Origin of the sequence: Autumnicola patrickiae, assembly GCF_031846525.1 — a bacterium.
In the GTDB taxonomy this organism is placed as follows: domain Bacteria; phylum Bacteroidota; class Bacteroidia; order Flavobacteriales; family Flavobacteriaceae; genus Autumnicola; species Autumnicola patrickiae.
In genome coordinates this window covers 43,506-61,790 of the sequence record NZ_JAVRHM010000020.1, presented here as the reverse complement: position 1 = coordinate 61,790, position 18,285 = coordinate 43,506, and the positions used below count along the sequence as shown (strand labels likewise).

General features: G+C 39.1%; 20 protein-coding genes. 12 read left to right on the top strand and 8 right to left on the bottom strand.

What is annotated here, in order from left to right; all coding sequences use genetic code 11:
- Positions 1–155: 155 nt before the first annotated feature.
- The 6 genes from RM549_RS15455 to RM549_RS15430 form a co-directional block, all read right to left on the bottom strand.
- Complete coding sequence (locus RM549_RS15455; RefSeq protein ID WP_311686433.1) at positions 156–944, bottom strand: TspO-related membrane protein; 789 nt, start codon at positions 942–944, stop codon at positions 156–158.
- A gap of 10 nt (positions 945–954) precedes the next feature.
- Positions 955–1,584 (bottom strand): ligase-associated DNA damage response endonuclease PdeM, encoded by a 630-nt coding sequence (pdeM, locus tag RM549_RS15450; protein ID WP_311686431.1) that lies wholly within the window; start codon positions 1,582–1,584, stop codon positions 955–957.
- 52 nt (positions 1,585–1,636) lie between these two features.
- A complete protein-coding gene (locus tag RM549_RS15445; RefSeq protein ID WP_311686430.1) occupies positions 1,637–2,791 on the bottom strand; it encodes a methionine aminotransferase in 1,155 nt (384 codons plus the stop codon).
- An 82-nt stretch (positions 2,792–2,873) separates the two neighbouring features.
- Entirely contained in the window at positions 2,874–3,617 is a 744-nt protein-coding gene (locus tag RM549_RS15440) for a succinate dehydrogenase/fumarate reductase iron-sulfur subunit (protein WP_311686428.1), read from the bottom strand.
- Between the two features lie 80 nt (positions 3,618–3,697).
- Positions 3,698–5,701 (bottom strand): fumarate reductase/succinate dehydrogenase flavoprotein subunit, encoded by a 2,004-nt coding sequence (locus RM549_RS15435; protein ID WP_311686426.1) that lies wholly within the window; start codon positions 5,699–5,701, stop codon positions 3,698–3,700.
- Between the two features lie 3 nt (positions 5,702–5,704).
- On the bottom strand, positions 5,705–6,421 hold the full coding sequence (locus RM549_RS15430) for a succinate dehydrogenase cytochrome b subunit (RefSeq protein WP_311686424.1): 717 nt from the start codon (positions 6,419–6,421) through the stop codon (positions 5,705–5,707).
- A gap of 274 nt (positions 6,422–6,695) precedes the next feature.
- On the opposite strand from RM549_RS15430, the gene RM549_RS15425 reads away from it, so the two are divergent.
- The 5 genes from RM549_RS15425 (at position 6,696) to RM549_RS15405 (ending at position 10,553) form a co-directional block, all read left to right on the top strand.
- Positions 6,696–7,607, top strand: coding sequence for a DnaJ C-terminal domain-containing protein (locus RM549_RS15425; protein WP_311686422.1), 912 nt, complete (start codon positions 6,696–6,698; stop codon positions 7,605–7,607).
- Positions 7,604–7,897, top strand: coding sequence for a chaperone modulator CbpM (locus RM549_RS15420; protein WP_311686420.1), 294 nt, complete (start codon positions 7,604–7,606; stop codon positions 7,895–7,897). The genes RM549_RS15425 and RM549_RS15420 overlap by 4 nt, the downstream gene beginning before the upstream one ends.
- Positions 7,898–8,085: 188 nt before the next feature.
- Positions 8,086–9,378: an aminopeptidase P family protein gene (locus RM549_RS15415; protein WP_311686418.1), complete on the top strand. Its 1,293-nt coding sequence runs from the start codon at positions 8,086–8,088 to the stop codon at positions 9,376–9,378.
- Positions 9,379–9,457: 79 nt separating this feature from the next.
- On the top strand, positions 9,458–10,222 hold the full coding sequence (locus RM549_RS15410; protein WP_311686449.1) for an alpha/beta fold hydrolase: 765 nt from the start codon (positions 9,458–9,460) through the stop codon (positions 10,220–10,222).
- Between the two features lie 73 nt (positions 10,223–10,295).
- On the top strand, positions 10,296–10,553 hold the full coding sequence (locus tag RM549_RS15405) for a DUF1660 family phage protein (protein ID WP_311686416.1): 258 nt from the start codon (positions 10,296–10,298) through the stop codon (positions 10,551–10,553).
- Between the two features lie 53 nt (positions 10,554–10,606).
- On the opposite strand, the gene RM549_RS15400 is transcribed toward RM549_RS15405, so the two are convergent.
- On the bottom strand, positions 10,607–11,065 hold the full coding sequence (locus RM549_RS15400) for a hypothetical protein (protein ID WP_311686415.1): 459 nt from the start codon (positions 11,063–11,065) through the stop codon (positions 10,607–10,609).
- Between the two features lie 89 nt (positions 11,066–11,154).
- Between RM549_RS15400 and RM549_RS15395 the strand changes: the two genes are divergently transcribed.
- The gene (locus tag RM549_RS15395; protein WP_311686414.1) at positions 11,155–12,015 is read left to right on the top strand and encodes a hypothetical protein; all 861 of its coding nucleotides are present in this window, start codon (positions 11,155–11,157) and stop codon (positions 12,013–12,015) included.
- A gap of 3 nt (positions 12,016–12,018) precedes the next feature.
- Here RM549_RS15395 and thiL read toward each other — a convergent pair whose 3' ends face one another.
- The gene (gene thiL / locus RM549_RS15390; protein ID WP_311686412.1) at positions 12,019–13,080 is read right to left on the bottom strand and encodes a thiamine-phosphate kinase; all 1,062 of its coding nucleotides are present in this window, start codon (positions 13,078–13,080) and stop codon (positions 12,019–12,021) included.
- 302 nt (positions 13,081–13,382) lie between these two features.
- Between thiL and RM549_RS15385 the strand changes: the two genes are divergently transcribed.
- The 6 genes from RM549_RS15385 to sufD all read left to right on the top strand — a co-directional run bounded on the left by RM549_RS15385 (position 13,383) and on the right by sufD (position 18,253).
- Complete coding sequence (locus RM549_RS15385) at positions 13,383–13,712, top strand: HesB/IscA family protein (protein ID WP_311686410.1); 330 nt, start codon at positions 13,383–13,385, stop codon at positions 13,710–13,712.
- A 90-nt stretch (positions 13,713–13,802) separates the two neighbouring features.
- On the top strand, positions 13,803–14,150 hold the full coding sequence (locus RM549_RS15380) for a four helix bundle protein (protein WP_432264719.1): 348 nt from the start codon (positions 13,803–13,805) through the stop codon (positions 14,148–14,150).
- A gap of 23 nt (positions 14,151–14,173) precedes the next feature.
- Positions 14,174–15,619: a Fe-S cluster assembly protein SufB gene (gene sufB / locus RM549_RS15375; RefSeq protein ID WP_311686407.1), complete on the top strand. Its 1,446-nt coding sequence runs from the start codon at positions 14,174–14,176 to the stop codon at positions 15,617–15,619.
- A 27-nt stretch (positions 15,620–15,646) separates the two neighbouring features.
- On the top strand, positions 15,647–16,030 hold the full coding sequence (locus RM549_RS15370) for a hypothetical protein (RefSeq protein WP_311686406.1): 384 nt from the start codon (positions 15,647–15,649) through the stop codon (positions 16,028–16,030).
- Between the two features lie 54 nt (positions 16,031–16,084).
- The gene (gene sufC / locus RM549_RS15365) at positions 16,085–16,837 is read left to right on the top strand and encodes a Fe-S cluster assembly ATPase SufC (RefSeq protein ID WP_311686404.1); all 753 of its coding nucleotides are present in this window, start codon (positions 16,085–16,087) and stop codon (positions 16,835–16,837) included.
- Positions 16,838–16,939: 102 nt separating this feature from the next.
- Positions 16,940–18,253, top strand: a complete 1,314-nt coding sequence (gene sufD / locus RM549_RS15360) for a Fe-S cluster assembly protein SufD (RefSeq protein ID WP_311686402.1) — start codon at positions 16,940–16,942, stop codon at positions 18,251–18,253.
- The last annotated feature ends 32 nt before the right edge of the window (positions 18,254–18,285 follow it).

The window sequence follows — 18,285 nt, the reverse complement described above, 5'->3', positions numbered from 1 at the left end:
CAAAGATAATTCCTGAAATCGTCCCCTCCAACAACTCAACAATTATTTAACGCTTTGCTTCCCAACTTTATTCAGGCCAGCCCGCTTTCTTCGGCTACAAATGGAAATTCATTAGGAGAAAATGAAAAGGTGCTATTTTTGAAAAATTTAATTTTCTAAGAATTCTTTAATTTAGCCATAGGACTGGTTTCTTTATTTTTGTAACCATGGTAACCCGCATTAAGGAAAATTAAAATCGCACCTCCCATGGCAATCCAGGCCAGGGCTTCATTTTCTCTGGAATGCCTCACGAAAATTGCCACCAGCGCCCATACCCCAACAAGACCAAATTCCCGCATATTGCGGGTGTAGATCATGATAATATTGAGAATTGTTGCAACTACGATCATTGTCGCAGCCCATTGTACTTCTGAAAGAAACCAGCCGTCCCAGCCAATTTTTGCCAGGTAAGCTGAAATATTTGCTATAGTGGCCACCGCTATCCACCCGGAATAGAAGCAAATGGGCCACCAGCTAAAAGCGATTACTTTTAGCGGCGCATCCCAGCGTTCCATATTGGTGTTCAGGATTATTTTTATAAGCGAAAATAAAATAAACAACATGATGACTACCGAGAGGCCGGTGAGTTCATAAAGCCAGGCAAAGACCCATGCCATATTGCCAATATTTGCCAAAATAAACCATGCACCTGTTTTCGTGATAAGCTCTGTATGTTTTCCGGTTATAAAAGCGCAATAGATTTGGAAACCTGAATAAGCCAATAAGGCTAAATAAATCACAGCCCAGATGGAAAAAGCGTAACCAGCAGGGGTAAAGAGATTTTCATAATCGGCGCTAAGGCTGCCGATGGTATTTCCGTTTAATTCTACAGCCTGCGTGTAATAATTCACTGCAATAGCGAGGATTACGGACAGGAAATTGAAAATAGCGAGTTTTTTGGCCATGGCGGGATGTTTAATTTACTAAAATTACTTCATTTTTTGTAATTGCGAAGATTTGGTCGTCTTCTTCAGGTTTTAGGTAGTGATTTCCGGTAAATTCACCAAAAGCAGGTAGAATTAACTGTTGTGGGGATTTATAAAAGCACCGCAATTTGAGCTGTTGCCGGCCTTTTCCGTTAAGTTTAAAACCTGGATGAATATGTCCACAAATGTTGAAATCTTCTGTTGTCACTTCAGGATGATGTGTAAGCCGAAAATTGCCAATTCTGAGCATCGGCTTAATCTGGATATTTAGCTGTTCATATTTCAGCGGAGAAATGATATCGTGATTTCCGGCAATTAAAATTATTTCTGAAGAAACGGAATTCACCCATTCTTCGAATAAATTCCATTCAGAATTGAGTGAACTGTGGAACAAATCGCCTAAAAAGGCAATTTTCGCCGGCCTAAAATGCTCCACAAGCTTTGAAAGCTCACTGAAATTTTTCGCAATGGCTTTTTGAGGCACCGCACTTCCAAATTTTCTGAAATGACTGATTTTTCCCAGGTGCACATCACTTATAAGAAGCATATTCTCATTTTTCCAGAATACCGCTCCACTGGTGTGCAGCTCAAAATGGCAATTATCGATCTCAATAGTCATATATAATGTGCAATGGGATAAAATCTGAAATTTTTGATTTCAGCTGAAAAGATCAGATCCGGTTTAAAATTTCTGCGGCCTTTTCCAGGGTCTCATCTGTCTTGGCAAAGCAAAAACGGAGTTGTTTATTGTCTTTCTTAGCAATATTAAATTCTGAAACCGGAATAGAAGCCACTTTATGTTCCCGTGTTAACCGATTTGCAAAGTCTGTGTCTTTTTCCTCGGTGATTTCAGAAAAATCAAAAAGCTGGTAGTAGGTGCCTTTAGAAGGGGTGGCAGTAAATTTTGATCCTTCCATAAGTTTGAGGAATTTGTCCCGCTTTTGCTGATAAAAACTGCCTAAGCTAAGATAGTTTTCGGGATCCTTCAGATATTCTGCAAACGCTCGTTGCATAGGATGGTTTACACAAAAGACAGTGAGTTCGTGAATTTTCCAGATTTCCTTCATCAATTCTTCCGGAGCAACGCAATAGCCCATTTTCCAACCTGTATTGTGAAATGTCTTTCCAAAGGATGAACAAACAATAGCCCTTTCAGCTAAATAAGGAAAACGGGAAGCGCTCTGATGTTCGATATTATCAAAAATAATATGCTCGTAAACTTCATCACTCAGCAGGATGATATTGGTGTTTTTCAGCAGGCTTTCCAGTTGCTGCATATCTTCAATGGACATTACCGTGCCCGTGGGATTATGCGGAGTGTTGATAATGACCATTTTCGTCCTGGAGTTGATTTTCTCCTTAACTTCCTGCCAATCAATGCGGAAATATTTCCCTTTTAGCTCAATTAGCACCGGTTTACCGCCATTAGCTTTAATTGTGGGTTCGTAACTGTCGTAAGCGGGTTTAAAAACGATCACTTCATCTCCCGAATGAATAAAAGCGGTAATGGCGCAATACAAGGCCTGCGTGGCACCGGAAGTCATGGTAATTTCAGAATCTACTTTATATTTTACTCCGTACAAAGTTTCAATTTTAGCTGAAATTTGCTGGCGTAGCTCCAGAATTCCATTCATAGGCGGATACTGGTTGTGGCCATCTTTCATGGCTTTGTATACCAGCTCTTTTAATCGCGTATCGGTTTCAAAATTTGGAAATCCCTGGGAGAGATCGATGGCATCATTTTCCCTCGCCATAGTACTCATTACTGAAAATATACTGGTTTTGCCGCCCGGCAATTTTGAGGAAAGATTATTAAAATTAGCCATACTCCATCTTTTTAAATAAGATGCATAAAAAATCCCGAACTGCAAAGTTCGGGATTAGTATTATATAATATTTAACCGGTGTTTATTTTGCACTGGCTTTTAGATATTCTCGGTTCATCCTGGCGATATTCTCCAGGGAAATTCCTTTAGGACATTCTATTTCACAAGCCCCGGTATTGGTACAATTTCCAAAACCTTCCTTGTCCATTTGTTCAACCATGGCAAGTACACGTTTTGTTGCTTCTACTTTCCCCTGAGGTAAAAGTGCATATTGGCTAACTTTTGCTGCGGTAAAAAGCATGGCGCTGGCATTTTTACAGGCCGCCACACAAGCTCCACACTGGATGCAGGTAGCAGAATAAAAAGCAGCATCGGCATCTTCCTTATCTATCGGAATAGAGTTAGCATCTTGCGTATTTCCTGAAGTATTTACAGAAACATAACCACCAGCCTGCTGAATCCTTTCAAAGGCACTCCTGTCCACAATTAAATCTTTAATTACAGGAAAAGCCCTTGCTCTAAAAGGTTCTATAGTAATAGTATCGCCATCTTTGAATTTACGCATGTGCAACTGGCAAGTTGCAACTCCGCGGTCGGGCCCGTGAGGCTCCCCGTTAATTTGCAAAGAACACGATCCACAAATACCTTCACGGCAATCATGATCAAATTCTACAGTCTCTTCTCCTTTTTCAACCAATTCCTCGTTCAATACGTCCAGCATTTCAAGAAACGACATATCGGGAGAGACATCTGCTATCTGGTAAGTCTGTACTTTTCCTTTAGCTGTAGCGTTTTTTTGACGCCATATTTTTAATGTAAGATTCATATTTTCAGTATTGAGTAATGAGTAAAAAGTAGTGAGAAAATCAGCTCTACAGCTGATGTCTCAAATCTCAAATCCCATATCTATTTATAGCTTCTCGTTTTAACCTGAATATTTTCGTATTCCAGTTGTTCTTTATGTAAAATGGCATCGGCAGGTTTTCCTGTGTATTCCCATGCGGCTACGTACATAAAGTTTTCATCATCCCGCATGGCTTCGCCTTCTTCGGTTTGATATTCTTCTCTAAAGTGTCCTCCACAGGATTCTTCCCTGTGTAAGGCGTCTTTGGCAAATAGTTCACCAAGTTCCAGAAAATCTGCCACACGGCCTGCTTTTTCCAGTTCGCTGTTCATCTCATTTGCAGTTCCGGGAATTTTCACATCATTCCAGAATTCTTCTCTAAGCGCCTGGATTTCTGAAATTGCATCCTTAAGATCAGGAGCATTACGCGACATTCCTACTTTGTTCCACATAATCTTACCAAGACGTTTATGGAAATTGTCTACAGATTTTGTTCCTTTAGTATTAATTAATTTCTCCAGTCTTGCACGAACTTCCTGCTCTGCAGCTTCGAATTCGGCAGTTTCCGTAGAAATTTTTCCGGTACTGATATCATCTGCAAGATAATTACCAATAGTATATGGAAGAACAAAATATCCATCGGCCAGACCTTGCATTAAAGCCGAAGCTCCTAGTCTGTTTGCGCCGTGATCTGAGAAGTTTGCTTCTCCGGCAGCAAAACAACCAGGAATAGTGGTTTCCAGGTTATAATCTACCCAAATACCGCCCATAGTATAATGTACAGCAGGATAGATCATCATTGGCGTTTCGTAAGGATTTTGATCTACAATTTTCTCGTACATCTGGAAAAGGTTTCCATATTTTGCCTCTACGACCGCTTTTCCAAGCTCTTTAATTTTTTCTTCTGAAGGATTATCAAGGTGCTGTGTATTTGCTTCTTCTCTACCATAGCGCATAAAGGCTGCACCAAAATCAAGAAAAACAGCTTCTCCTGTTTTATTTACTCCGTAACCTGCATCGCAACGTTCTTTTGCAGCTCTGGAGGCTACATCACGAGGTACGAGGTTACCAAAAGCAGGATATCTTCTTTCCAGGTAATAATCCCTGTCTTCTTCTACTATTTCTGTAGGTTTAAGCTTTCCGGACCTTAATCTTTCGGCATCTTCTTTTTTCTTCGGAACCCAGATCCTTCCGTCATTCCGAAGGGATTCAGACATCAAGGTCAATTTTGACTGATGGTCTCCTGAAACCGGAATACAGGTTGGGTGAATTTGCGTGTAACAGGGGTTAGCAAAGTATGCTCCTTTTTTATGAATTTTCCATGAAGCGGTAACATTACTTCCCATCGCGTTTGTGGAAAGGAAAAATACGTTTCCATAACCCCCGGAAGCAATCACCACGGCATGTGCACTGTGTCTTTCAATTTCTCCTGTCACCAGGTTTCTGGCAATAATTCCACGGGCTTTACCGTCTACAATCACAATGTCCAGCATTTCGTGACGGTTGTAAGGCTTAATTTTACCACGGTTAATCTGCCTGTTCATAGCAGAATATGCACCAAGTAATAATTGCTGGCCCGTTTGTCCTTTTGCATAAAAAGTCCGGGAAACGAGTACACCACCAAAAGAGCGGTTGTCAAGTAACCCACCGTATTCACGGGCAAAAGGAACTCCCTGTGCCACACACTGGTCAATAATATTTCCTGAAACTTCAGCTAAACGATAAACGTTGCCTTCGCGGGAACGGTAATCACCACCTTTAACCGTATCGTAGAAAAGACGGTAATTGGAATCACCATCACCCTGGTAGTTTTTTGCAGCGTTAATACCTCCCTGTGCTGCGATAGAGTGCGCACGTCTTGGAGAATCCTGGTAACAAAAAGTTTTAACGTTATAGCCCAGTTCAGCCAATGTTGCGGCAGCGCTACCTCCTGCAAGGCCGGTACCTACAACAATAACATCAATATTTCTTTTATTTGCGGGGTTTACAAGGTTGATTGTATTCTTATGTTTGGTCCACTTATCTGCCAATGGGCCTTTTGGTATTTTTGAATCTAATATTCCCATAGCCTATATTTTATCTAATACAAAGTGAATATATACCGGAATTACTGCAAATGCCAACGGAATTAATATTGCAAAGGCATATCCGAATTTTCTGATGAACCCATTGTATTTAGGATGGTTCACTCCTAAAGACTGAAAACCGCTGCCGAAACCATGAATAAGGTGGAAAGCGATTGCTATCATGGATAGTACGTAGAAAATGACAATTATCAGTCCCCATTCCGAATCCTGAAAAGTTTGAAGTGTTAAGGTGTAAAGATCTTTTACCCTGGCGCCACTTTCCGTGGTGTAAATAGTGTGGTCCAGACTTCCAAATTTCATTTTTGCCCATAAGGCGCTCATATGAACGATAATGAATGCTAAGATAACCGTTCCCAGGATCCCCATGTTTCTCGAAGCCCAGATGGTATTAGTAGAAGGCCTGAAGCTCACGTATTTTTGAGGTCTGGCTTTACGGTTGTTGATTGTTAATACCAGCCCGTCTATGGCATGAAAAAGAATACTTATATAAGTAACATAAGATAGTATAAGTACCAGCGGATTAGTGGTCATGAACACTGCATATTCGTTAAATTGATCACGTGCCGCTTCACTAACAGGTAGTAGAAGCTGTAAATTTCCCAGAAGATGACCTACTAAAAACGTGCAAAGAAAGAGGCCTGTGAAAGCCATCCAGTATTTTTTCGCCAGAGATGACTTTATTAGCGCAGATTTTGCCATAAAATTTCAGATTGTTTTAATAAAAGTGAGGCAAAAATACACCTCATTCTTAATTATAGCAAACTTTAGCTGGTATTTTAGGATGAATTTAGAAAGAGTTTAAAGAATCATGAATTTCTTCTGGATTGTAAGGTTCAGGAAATTATGAATTTCATTTTGAGAAAGCATTATACAGGATCTTCTCTTGTTTTTGCAAAAGCTTAACGGCTAATTATTCCGAATTTCGTAATTTCAGGCTGGGAAAAATTTTCCGAAAATTAAATTCGATTGATAAATGGAATTTATAGACTACTACAAATTACTGGAGTTGGAGAAATCTGCAAGTCAGGCAGATATTAAGAAGGCTTATCGCAGACTGGCTAGAAAATATCATCCAGATCTTAATCCTAATGATAAAGAAGCGCAGGCGATATTTCAGCAAATAAATGAGGCGCATGAAGTTTTAAGTGATCCCGAGAAGCGAAAGAAATATGATGAATATGGAAAGGACTGGCAGCATGCAGATCAATATGAACAGGCAAGAGCCCAACAGCAACAGGCCGGCGGCACAGGTTTTGGCGGAGGTCGGGGCTATTCCTATTCAGGAGATTTTGAAGATGACACTTTTTCAGATTTCTTTGAGCAGATGTTTGGAGGTGGCGCGAGAACCCGCGGAGCAGGTAGAGGAGCCCAGTTTAAGGGACAAGATTTTAATGCCGAACTTCAGTTAAACTTAAGTGATGTTTATACGAGTCAGAAACAAACTCTTACTGTAAATAGAAAGAAAATACGACTTACCATTCCGGCAGGTGTAGAGAATGGCCAGACGATAAGAATCAAAAATCATGGAGCGCCGGGGATTCAGGGTGGTCCAAAAGGAGATCTTTTTATCACCTTCAACATTATCAATAATACAAAATTTAAGAGGGAGGAGGAGAATCTTTACAGTACAGAAGAAATTGATTTGTATACAGCGCTGCTGGGAGGAGAAGTCACTGTAGATACTTTCGACGGAAAGGTGAAATTGAAGGTAAAGCCGGAAACCCAGGCAGATACAAAAGTGAAATTGAAAGGCAAGGGTTTTCCGAAGTACAAAAAGGAAGGCCAGTTTGGAGATCTTTTTATCACTTATAAGATTAAAATGCCTATTCATTTAAGTGAGAGGGAGAAGGAACTTTTTAGAGAACTACAAAAACTACGCGCATGATTTCAGACGATTTAATACCGGCAGAAGAAATTTGCTCACTATATAAAGTGGAACGTACTTTTATAAGTTCCCTTTATGAGAGCGGACTTATCGAAATAGTTACGGTGGAGCGGAAGGAATATCTGCCCTGCAATCACCTGCGGAATTTTGAAAAATTGATGCGGTTGCATAAGGATCTAAATATTAATGTTGAAGGCCTAGAAGTAATACACCATTTACTGGATCAGGTTCAGAAACTGCAGAAACAGAACGTGAGGCTTAGAAATCGTCTTTCTCTATACGAAAGCTGATGAAGTTCCACAATCTGTAGACATTTAGCGGCAGTTTGACAGCATTTAAGTCAGAGGTTTTTATTTTTGTGCAAAAGTGTTCACTTCAAATTAAAAAAGAGAAGGCTGAAAGCTTTTTAGACAAGAGGATTAAAAAAATCTCCTGAACAAATTTTAAATAGTACAATTCGAATATATAAATAAAGTAAATGAAATATCACCAAATTGACTCTCAGCTTTTTATAAAAAACCGCAAAAACTTTATGCAGAAAATGAAGCCGCAGAGTCTTGCAGTTTTTAACTCTAATGATGTTTATCCAATCGGTGCCGATAGCACAATACCCTTTGAGCAAAACAGAGATTTGTTCTACCTGAGTGGTGTGGACCAGGAGGAGAGTATTCTTGTCTTATTTCCGGATGCGCCAAAGAAAGAGCACCGGGAAATCCTCTTTTTAACTGAAACAAACGAGCATATTGCGGTTTGGGAAGGAGAGAAACTTACCAAAGATAGAGCTCTGGAGGTAAGTGGCGTAGAGACGGTCTACTGGATGAAAGATTTTGAAAAAATATTTTTTGAAGTAATGACGCAGTGTGAAATGGTTTATTTTAATACAAATGAACATTATCGTTCTGCACATAAAACGGAAACCCGTGATATGCGCTTTATCAAGTGGTGCAAAGAAAAATATCCTGCGCACCAGGTGGCAAAGAGTAATCCAATACTTCAGCGGTTGCGATCTGTTAAAGATCCTGTTGAACTTGCACTTATGCAAAATGCGTGTGACATCACCGAGAAAGCTTTCCGTAGAACTCTTGGGTTTGTAAAACCCGGTGTTTGGGAATATGAAATCGAGGCGGAATATTATCACGAGATGATCAGGAACCGCTCCCGGGGCTTTGCCTATACACCAATTATCGCCAGCGGAAATAATGCCAATGTTCTTCATTATATAGAGAACAACCAGCAGTGCCAGGCAGGGGATTTGATTCTGCTGGATACAGGAGCCGAGTATGCTAATTATGCCAGCGACCTTACCAGGACGATTCCGGTTTCAGGAAAATATTCCGAAAGGCAAAAGCAGGTTTACAATGCAGTAAACCGGGTAAAGAAAGAGGCGACAAAAATGCTGGTTCCTGGTACCATGTGGGCAGAATATCATAGGGAAGTAGGGAAATTAATGACATCAGAATTATTGGGTCTTGGCTTGTTAGATAAAGCCGATGTGCAAAAAGAGGATCCTGATTGGCCGGCATATAAGAAATACTTCATGCACGGTACTTCTCATAATATAGGTTTGGATACTCATGATTACGGAATTCTTACAGAGCCTATGCAGGCGAATCAGGTTTACACTGTAGAGCCGGGAATTTATCTTCCCGATGAAGGATTTGGTATTCGGCTGGAAGATGACGTGGTTATTCAGAAAAAAGGAGAGCCGTTTAACTTGATGAGAAATATTCCTATTGAAGTAGACGAAATTGAGGAATTAATGAATGCTTAGCATTTACAAATCATAAATTTTTTTATAGCCACGAGCACATTATATTAGTGTTTCGTGGCTTTTCACTTTAATTATGAAGATAACTTACAGAGATACTGAAATATATTTTTCTTCTGAAGGAACAGGAAATCCTCTAATTCTTTTACACGGCTTTATGGAGTCTTCGAAGATCTGGGAAGATTTTGTCCCGTCCCTTGCGGCGAAGAGGCAGGTTGTATGTATTGACCTTCCCGGCCATGGAGGATCGGGATGCTTTAATGAAATTCACAGCATGGAAGAAATGGCAAAGGCGGTAAAAGAAGTTCTTAGGCATTTAGGGATAGAAAAGGCAGCAATTGCGGGTCATTCAATGGGAGGTTACGTTAGTTTGGAATTGTCAAAAATTTTTCCTACCCTGTTAAAAAGTTTAACACTGATTAATTCTACTCCTGAAGGCGATAGCGAGGAGAGGAAGATTAACCGCGACCGCGCGGTGCGGTTGGTAAATAAAAATAAAAGTGCATTCGTAAAAATGGCAATTTCTAATCTTATGCTGCCAGAGAACTCAAAGAAATACCAATCAGAGGTTCAGGATTTAATTTTTGAAGCTTTGAGAATGAGCGTTAAAGGTATAACCGCAGCTACAAAAGGTATGAAAATTCGTTCAGATAATGTTAACCTCTTTTCTTCATTGGAAATTGAAAAAAATATAATTGCAGGAAAAAATGATCCCATTCTTAATTTGGTTGAGTTGAAAAAGGTGGCTATTGAAGGGAATGCAAATCTTTTTTTGTTGGAAGGAGGGCATTTATCTTTTGTTGAAGATAAACGGGCATTAAGAAAAATTTTGCATTTAATCGAGTAATTTTAACTTTTTACCGAATTATTTAACTTTTTTGTTTAATTTTAGAATTAGAAAGAAACAAAATCAAATCTTTATGAAGAATAGCAACCCTAAACTATTTTCATTTTCAAAGGTTTTTTGCAGCATATTTGGACATCAGCTTAAGGTGTCCAAGAATGTTACTGAGCATATTCATGAATATCAATGTGCTAAATGTGGAATGGAAATGACTGATACGGCTAATGGATTTCTAGCCAGGCTTACCCCTAAATTCAAAGAGACCAACAATTATCTGGCGAAGATTCATCAAAAGAGAAGGAATCGCAAAAATTTATTTGCTGAAGCTTCTTAAGCTTCTTTTTATAATTTATTATCTAATTTCCGGCCGGAAAAGAACCTATACAGTTATAAGGAATTAATGGTTTCCTCGCCGGTTTCAAAATTGTAAAAAACAGAGACAGCTTCCGGTGATGATGAGGTATATTTGACGATGGGATAATAATTCACAAGATCATAAATCTGAATAGTTACCTCTTTTATATTCTCTCCTGGAAAGAATTCAATTCCCGTTGTTTTATAAGCTTTTACTGCTACTCGATGAAAATAAGTATTAGGAGATGCCGGGCCGGTAGTCGAGCTATTAAATGCCCAACCTTCCCTAAGGAGCTTATTATATCCATTTGTTTCAAAAGTTACCGTCCTGAAAGAAAAATCGGCTTCTGGATCTTTAAGATTTACCTCTACTTCAATGATATAATCGTCGTGCCGGGAAAGATCCTGAAAATCGTATAAATTATCCCCGCTGCAGGAGCTTAAAATAAAGCTTGCGAGGCAAATATAGAAACAGGTAATTTTCTTTTTCATAGGGATAAAGGAAACCGTGACAAGATAGTATTATTTAGAAGATTCAGAAAATAATGGTATTCTTGTGATTCCATTAAAAATTTCCAGCATTGGGAAAAATACTCACACCATTTTTACCTGCTTTGTTTATTTTCGTTTTTTGTTTACCTGGCAACTGCCGGGCGCAGGAAAACGATTTGCAGGCAGGTTTATTAAATATAGGTGTTGGAAGTGTGATTGGTGGTGTAGGGGCGTTAATCAATAAAAGCCCCGAAGATAAATTCGGCAGGACTTTTCTCAAAGGTTTGGGTCAGGGTGCCTTGGGAGGATACCTGGTTTTTGAAAGTAAAAGGTTAGTAAGGGAATTTGCTGAAACGGGAGACTTCGGTTATGTATGGCCGTCGAAAATTGTCAATTCAGCCGGTAGTTCTATTATAGAAAATGCCGCGGCAAACAGGGATTTCTGGGCAAGATGGCATCTTAATATCGGTTTCAACCGGTTGGAAATAGATACAAAGAATAATTTTAAATTCAGTTACAGGATAATGCCTTATAGCCTTATTGCTACTGCTACAGCTGCCGTAGACTCCAGGCTGGATGTAAATTACAGCTTAAAAACCGGTACCTTTGTTTTCAGATCTTCAGAAATAGATAGAAACATCGACATTTATGGGCAGGTGCGCGTAAATACAATCACCCTTTTAGATGATTACAGAGGTGTTGCTGCCTTGCCTCATGAAGTGCTGCACACCTATCAGTATGAAGAACTCTCAGGGATCAATTCTTTTTTCATTAAACCCATGAACTGGCTTTCAGAGAAAAGTAAAATCGTTAATTTGTATAATCGAATATTTTTCACTGATTTTCATGCTCTGCTTACCGGCGCATTGCACCATTACGGGAAATCCTATTTTGAAGGGGAAGCGGAGTATTATACTGACACGCTTCCAAGGGAAAGAATGATTCGGTAAAGATTAATCTTCTTCCTCTTCTTGTTCCATGGAATTCCAGCCCCGGGCGATCAAAGGAATCTTAGTGTTTGCGCGAGTAATTAGGTGCATGCCCTCATTCTCCTCGGTCATATGGCCGATAATTGTCAAATTTGGATTGGCTTTAATTTTATCAAAATCATCCTGAGAAATGGTAAAAAGCAACTCATAATCTTCCCCGCCGCTTAAAGCTATAGTGGTGCTATCAATATTAAATTCTTCGCACACGGCTATTACCGCCGGATCGAGTGGGATTTTCTCTTCAAAGAGGTTTACACCGGTTTTAGAATTTTTACAGAGATGGATTACTTCAGAAGATAACCCATCGCTGATATCAATCATAGAAGTGGGTTTCACGCCAAGTTCTTTCAGCAACGGCGGAATATCTTTTCTTGCTTCAGGTTTTAATTGTCTCTCAATTAAATAAGAATATTGGTCAAGATCGGGCTGTGAATTTGGATTTGCTTTATAAACCTGTTTTTCCCGTTCCAGTACCTGCAGGCCCATATAAGCAGCTCCCAGATCCCCTGATACAACAAGTAAATCGTTGGGTTGAGCTCCACTTCGATAAACAATATCTTCGCTTTTAGCGGTTCCCAGGGCGGTGATGCTAATTACCAGTCCCGATGTGGAAGATGTGGTATCTCCACCAATAACGTCGATATTATAAATATTTGCTGCCAGTTCTATTCCGGAGTATAATTCCTCCAGGGCTTCTACAGGAAAACGATTGGAAACTGCAATAGAAACTGTAATTTGAGTAGCCTTGCCGTTCATGGCATAAACGTCTGATGCGTTTACCATAACGGCTTTATAACCTAAATGCTTCAATGGCATATAAGCCAGGTCAAAGTGCACTCCTTCCACTAAAAGGTCTGTAGTTACAATGCATTGCTGGTCCTCAAAATCAAGCACCGCGGCGTCATCGCCAATTGCTTTTTTTGTAGATGTCAATTTCGGTACGAAACTTTTTGTAAGATGCTTTATTAGGCCAAACTCTCCTAATTCCGAAAGCTTTGTTCTTGTTTCCTCACTATTTCCAAACATAAGACTCAAATTTAAATTGCAAAATAAGTGAATATTATTTCAACTGAAGCTTCTTCCGCAGAGTTTCTGGGATTAAGGAATTCAGCTTTTAATTTAATGTCCCGGGAAAAAATTTCTAATTATAAAAAGCATAAATTAAATGAATTAACTCTCTGTAGTACAATTAAATAGTCCTTTCTTATCAGAGTTAGCGCTGATTGAATCATCCTATTAACCTATTCTTAAAACATATGCTCATACTATGGTAAACCGCTTGTTTTGTAGTATATTTGTACCCAATTTAGAATTAATCTGTTTAAGCTATGATAAAAGTAAGCGAGGGCGCTAAAAAGAAGATCGCCGCTTTGATGACCGAAGAGGGTTATGACAGTGTCCAGGACTTTGTGCGCGTTGGTGTGAAGAGTGGTGGCTGCTCAGGTTTGTCTTATGAATTAAAATTTGACAAAGCTAAGGCCGAAGAAGATAAGCTTTTTGAAGATAACAACGTAAAAATAGTAGTAGATAAGCGCAGTGTTTTATACCTCGCCGGCACAATTTTAGAATATTCCGGTGGGCTTAATGGAAAAGGCTTTGTCTTTAACAATCCCAATGCCCAGCGTACCTGTGGTTGTGGAGAGAGTTTTTCATTATAGAAGGAAAAGAGGTTAAAGAGGTAAGAGTAAATGAGTGCTTACAAGTCTTTTGAAGATTTAGAAGTTTATAAAAAAGCGATCTCATTTACTGTGAAAATCTTTGAACTTCAAAAGAAGGAAGAATTGAAAACTGAGTTTGCTTTAAAAGATCAGCTTAAAAGAGCAACTCTTTCGATTTCAAATAATATTGCTGAAGGCTTTGAGCGGGAAATGGATAAAGAGTTTATTCGATTTCTATATTTTTCCAAAGGCTCAGCAGGCGAAGTTAGGAACATTTTGAATGTGATGAAAGAAACAGAAGTTTTGGCTGATGAAGAGCATGTTGTTCTGAAAAATGAAATTATATCCATTTCAAAACAGCTTTCTAACTATATAAAATTATCATTAAGAGGAATGGGAAAGTCGCAGGTTAAAATGTTTAGCTCGTTTTCTCTTTAACTCTTTTACTGAATTAGAAAATTATGGCATATACTGAAGATGACTTAAAAAAAGAACTCGAAACCAAAGAGTATGAGTATGGGTTTTATACTGATATAGAATCTGATACTTTTCCTGTTGGTTTAAACGAGGATATTGTTCGGGCAATTTCGAAAAAGAAAGAAGAACCGGAATGGATGACACAATGGAGACTTGACGCTTATCGCGAGTGGGAGAAAATGGAGGAGCCGGAGTGGGCTAACGTGCATTATGAAAAACCCAACTTCCAGAATATATCTTATTATTCAGCTCCCAATAAAAAGCCGAAATATGACAGCCTGGATGAGGTGGATCCGGAATTACTGGACACCTTTAAGAAACTGGGTATTTCTGTAGATGAGCAAAAGAAGCTTGCGGGTGTCGCGGTAGACATCGTAATGGATTCTGTTTCTGTAACCACTACTTTTAAGAAAACACTTGCTGAAAAAGGTATAATTTTCTGCTCAATTTCTGAAGCGATCAGAGAGCACTCAGATTTGGTGAAGAAATACATAGGAAGTGTAGTGCCGCAGAGAGACAATTATTACGCAGCACTTAATTCTGCTGTTTTTAGTGATGGTTCTTTCTGTTACATCCCGAAAGGAGTACGTTGTCCAATGGAGCTTTCCACTTATTTCAGGATAAACCAGGCAGGAACCGGACAATTTGAGCGTACGCTTGTAATTGCCGAACCGGGTAGTTATGTAAGCTATCTGGAAGGCTGTACAGCCCCAACGAGGGATGAAAACCAACTGCATGCTGCCGTTGTAGAGCTAATCGCGCTTGATGATGCTGAAATTAAATACAGTACGGTACAAAACTGGTTCCCGGGGAATAAAGAGGGAAAGGGTGGTGTTTATAATTTCGTAACCAAACGTGGCTTGTGCGAGAAAAACGCTAAGATCTCCTGGACACAGGTAGAGACAGGGTCTGCAGTTACCTGGAAGTATCCTTCCTGTATCCTTAAAGGTGATAATTCTGTAGGGGAATTCTATTCAATTGCAGTAACAAATAATTATCAGCAGGCCGATACCGGAACGAAGATGATTCATTTAGGTAAGAATACAAAAAGTACAATTATTTCAAAAGGTATTTCTGCAGGACATTCCCAGAATTCCTACAGGGGGTTGGTTCAGATAAATGCTCGCGCAGATAATGCCCGTAATTTCTCACAGTGTGATTCTCTGTTGATGGGGAACGAATGTGGAGCGCATACTTTCCCTTATATCGAGGTGAAAAACAAATCTGGGCAGGTAGAGCATGAAGCTACCACCAGTAAAATTGGGGAAGACCAGATATTTTATTGTAACCAAAGAGGTATAGATACAGAAAAAGCGATTGCTTTAATAGTAAATGGTTTCAGTAAGGAGGTGTTGAATAAACTTCCTATGGAATTCGCTGTAGAAGCCCAGAAATTACTGGAAATCTCCCTGGAAGGATCAGTAGGATAATAAACAGCATTTAGGAAAAGAAGGATTATGAAGAAGTTGCTGAGTCTCTTTGCCGTACTGTTAATGATGATTAGCTGTCAGGATGAAGATGAACGGGAAATTATTACCGAAGCTGAACCCGAAGAAGTAGTAGATAGTATTCCCACCCTTACCGGTGAGTTTATTTATGTTGCAGATGCCGGGGTCTTTCGGGGACGGGATTTTGTTTACGGAGTTAGAATCGATTCCATGGCACAAGTGCTGGCTGATGAGGTAAAGCCTTATCAAAAGGAAGATTTTGATATGGTGAAGGTGAAAATTAAAGGAAAAATTGAACCCAGCAGGCGGCAGGAAGGCTGGAAGGAAGTTGTGGAAATTCGGGAGATATTAGAAATACTTGAAGAGAAAGAAGCTTCAGAAATTAATAAATAGAACAAGAATAGTTTAAATCAATTCCGGGTTATCCGGGATGTATATCAGAAAATTATGCTTAAAATAAAGAATTTACACGCGAGTATAGACGATAAAGAAATTTTAAAAGGAATTAATCTTGAAATTAATCCCGGTGAGGTTCATGCTATTATGGGACCAAACGGTTCGGGAAAAAGTACTTTATCTTCTGTTATTGCAGGGAAAGAAGAATTTGAGGTGACAGAAGGAGAGATTCTTTTTGAAGGAAAAGATCTTTCTGAACTTGATCCTGAAGAAAGAGCCCATAAAGGTATTTTTCTATCATTCCAATATCCTACAGAGATTCCCGGAGTATCAGTGACCAACTTTATGCGGACATCCATAAACGCTCATAGAAAGGCGCAGGGACTGGAAGACATGCCGGGAAATGAAATGCTGAAACTTATCCGCGAGAAATCAGAAATGCTGGCAATTGACAGGAAATTTTTGTCAAGGTCTTTGAATGAAGGTTTTTCAGGAGGGGAGAAAAAGCGTAATGAAATTTTTCAGATGGCTATGCTGAATCCAAAGTTATCGATCCTGGATGAAACAGATTCCGGTTTGGATATCGATGCCTTGAAAATAGTTGCAGATGGCGTGAACAAACTTAGGAATGAGAATAACGCTGTTCTGGTAATTACCCACTATCAGCGTCTATTGAACTATATCGTGCCAGATGTGGTACATGTTCTTGTAGATGGCAGAATTGTGAAGACCGGTGGTAAAGAACTGGCTTTTGAACTGGAAGAAAAAGGTTACGACTGGGTTACGCCTGAAAAAGCCGTATAAACAATTTGAAATTTTGAAAATTTTTCAATTTTGAAAATTGAAGAGTTTAAAGTTTGAAAGCGAAGGCTTAGAGCTTTAAACTGAATACTTTAAACTTAAGAAATGGAATTAAAAGATAAATTAGTATCATCATTTATGGCTTTTGAAGAAGATTTTGGAAGCGATAGTGATGTTCACCAAATAAGAAGCCAGGCAATTCGGGATTTCGAGACGCTGGGTTTTCCAAACAGGAAGCAGGAAGATTGGAAATATACTTCCCTTAACTCTGTCTTGAAGCATGATTATAGCGTATTTCCTAAGAAGGAAGAAGCTATAGATTATAAGGATATTAAAAAGTATATTATCCATGATATAGATACTTACGATCTTGTGTTTATTGACGGGATATTTTCATCACATCTTTCTCAAACCACACACGATAAAATTGATGTGTGTTTGATGTCTTCGGCCTTAAATAATCCGAAGTATAAACCGGTGATTGATAATTACTTCAACAAAATCACTCCAAAATCCGGCTTAAATTCGCTTAATACCGCATTTGCCAAAGAAGGAGCATACATTCATATTCATAAGAACAAACTGGCTGATAAGCCAATTCAGATTATAAACTTTTCCACAGGAAATGAGTCTGCATTACTGGTGCAACCACGTAATTTAGTTGTGGTAGATGAGAATTCCCATGTTCAGATAATCGAGCGTCACCAGAGCCTTACAGATCATCCGGTACTGACGAATTCAGTTACTGAAATATTTGCAGACAAAAGAGCAATAGTAGATTACTACAAGATTCAAAACGATAAATCTTCAGCTTCTTTAATTGATAATACCTTTATTGAACAGAAGTCTGAGAGTCATGTGTCTGTCCACACCTTTTCTTTTGGAGGGAAGCTAACCCGTAACAATCTCAATTTCTATCAGAGAGGGGAAAACATCGACTCTACAATGAAAGGGGTGACGATTATAGAAGGTAAGCAGCATGTAGATCATAATACCCTGGTACACCATATCGAGCCTAATTGCGAAAGTCACCAGGATTACAAAGGCATTTTTTCCGAAAAATCTGTTGGTGTTTTTAACGGAAAAGTTGTTGTGGAAAAAGAGGCGCAGAAAACAAATGCGTACCAGTCTAACAATAATATTTTAATCGATGACAAGGCTACAATTAATTCCAAGCCTCAACTGGAGATTTTTGCAGATGATGTAAAATGTAGCCACGGATGTACAATTGGGCAACTGGACGAAGATGCTTTGTTCTATTTACGTTCCAGGGGAATTCCGAAGAAAGAAGCACGCGGATTATTAATGTATGCTTTTGCCAATAACGTATTGGAAAGTGTTAAAATCCCTGAAATCAAGAAAAGGATCAATAAACTTATTGCTCTGAAATTAGGAGTGGAATTAGGTTTTAATCTTTAAGAACTATTGTTTTTTGCAGTAGTCTGAAGCAG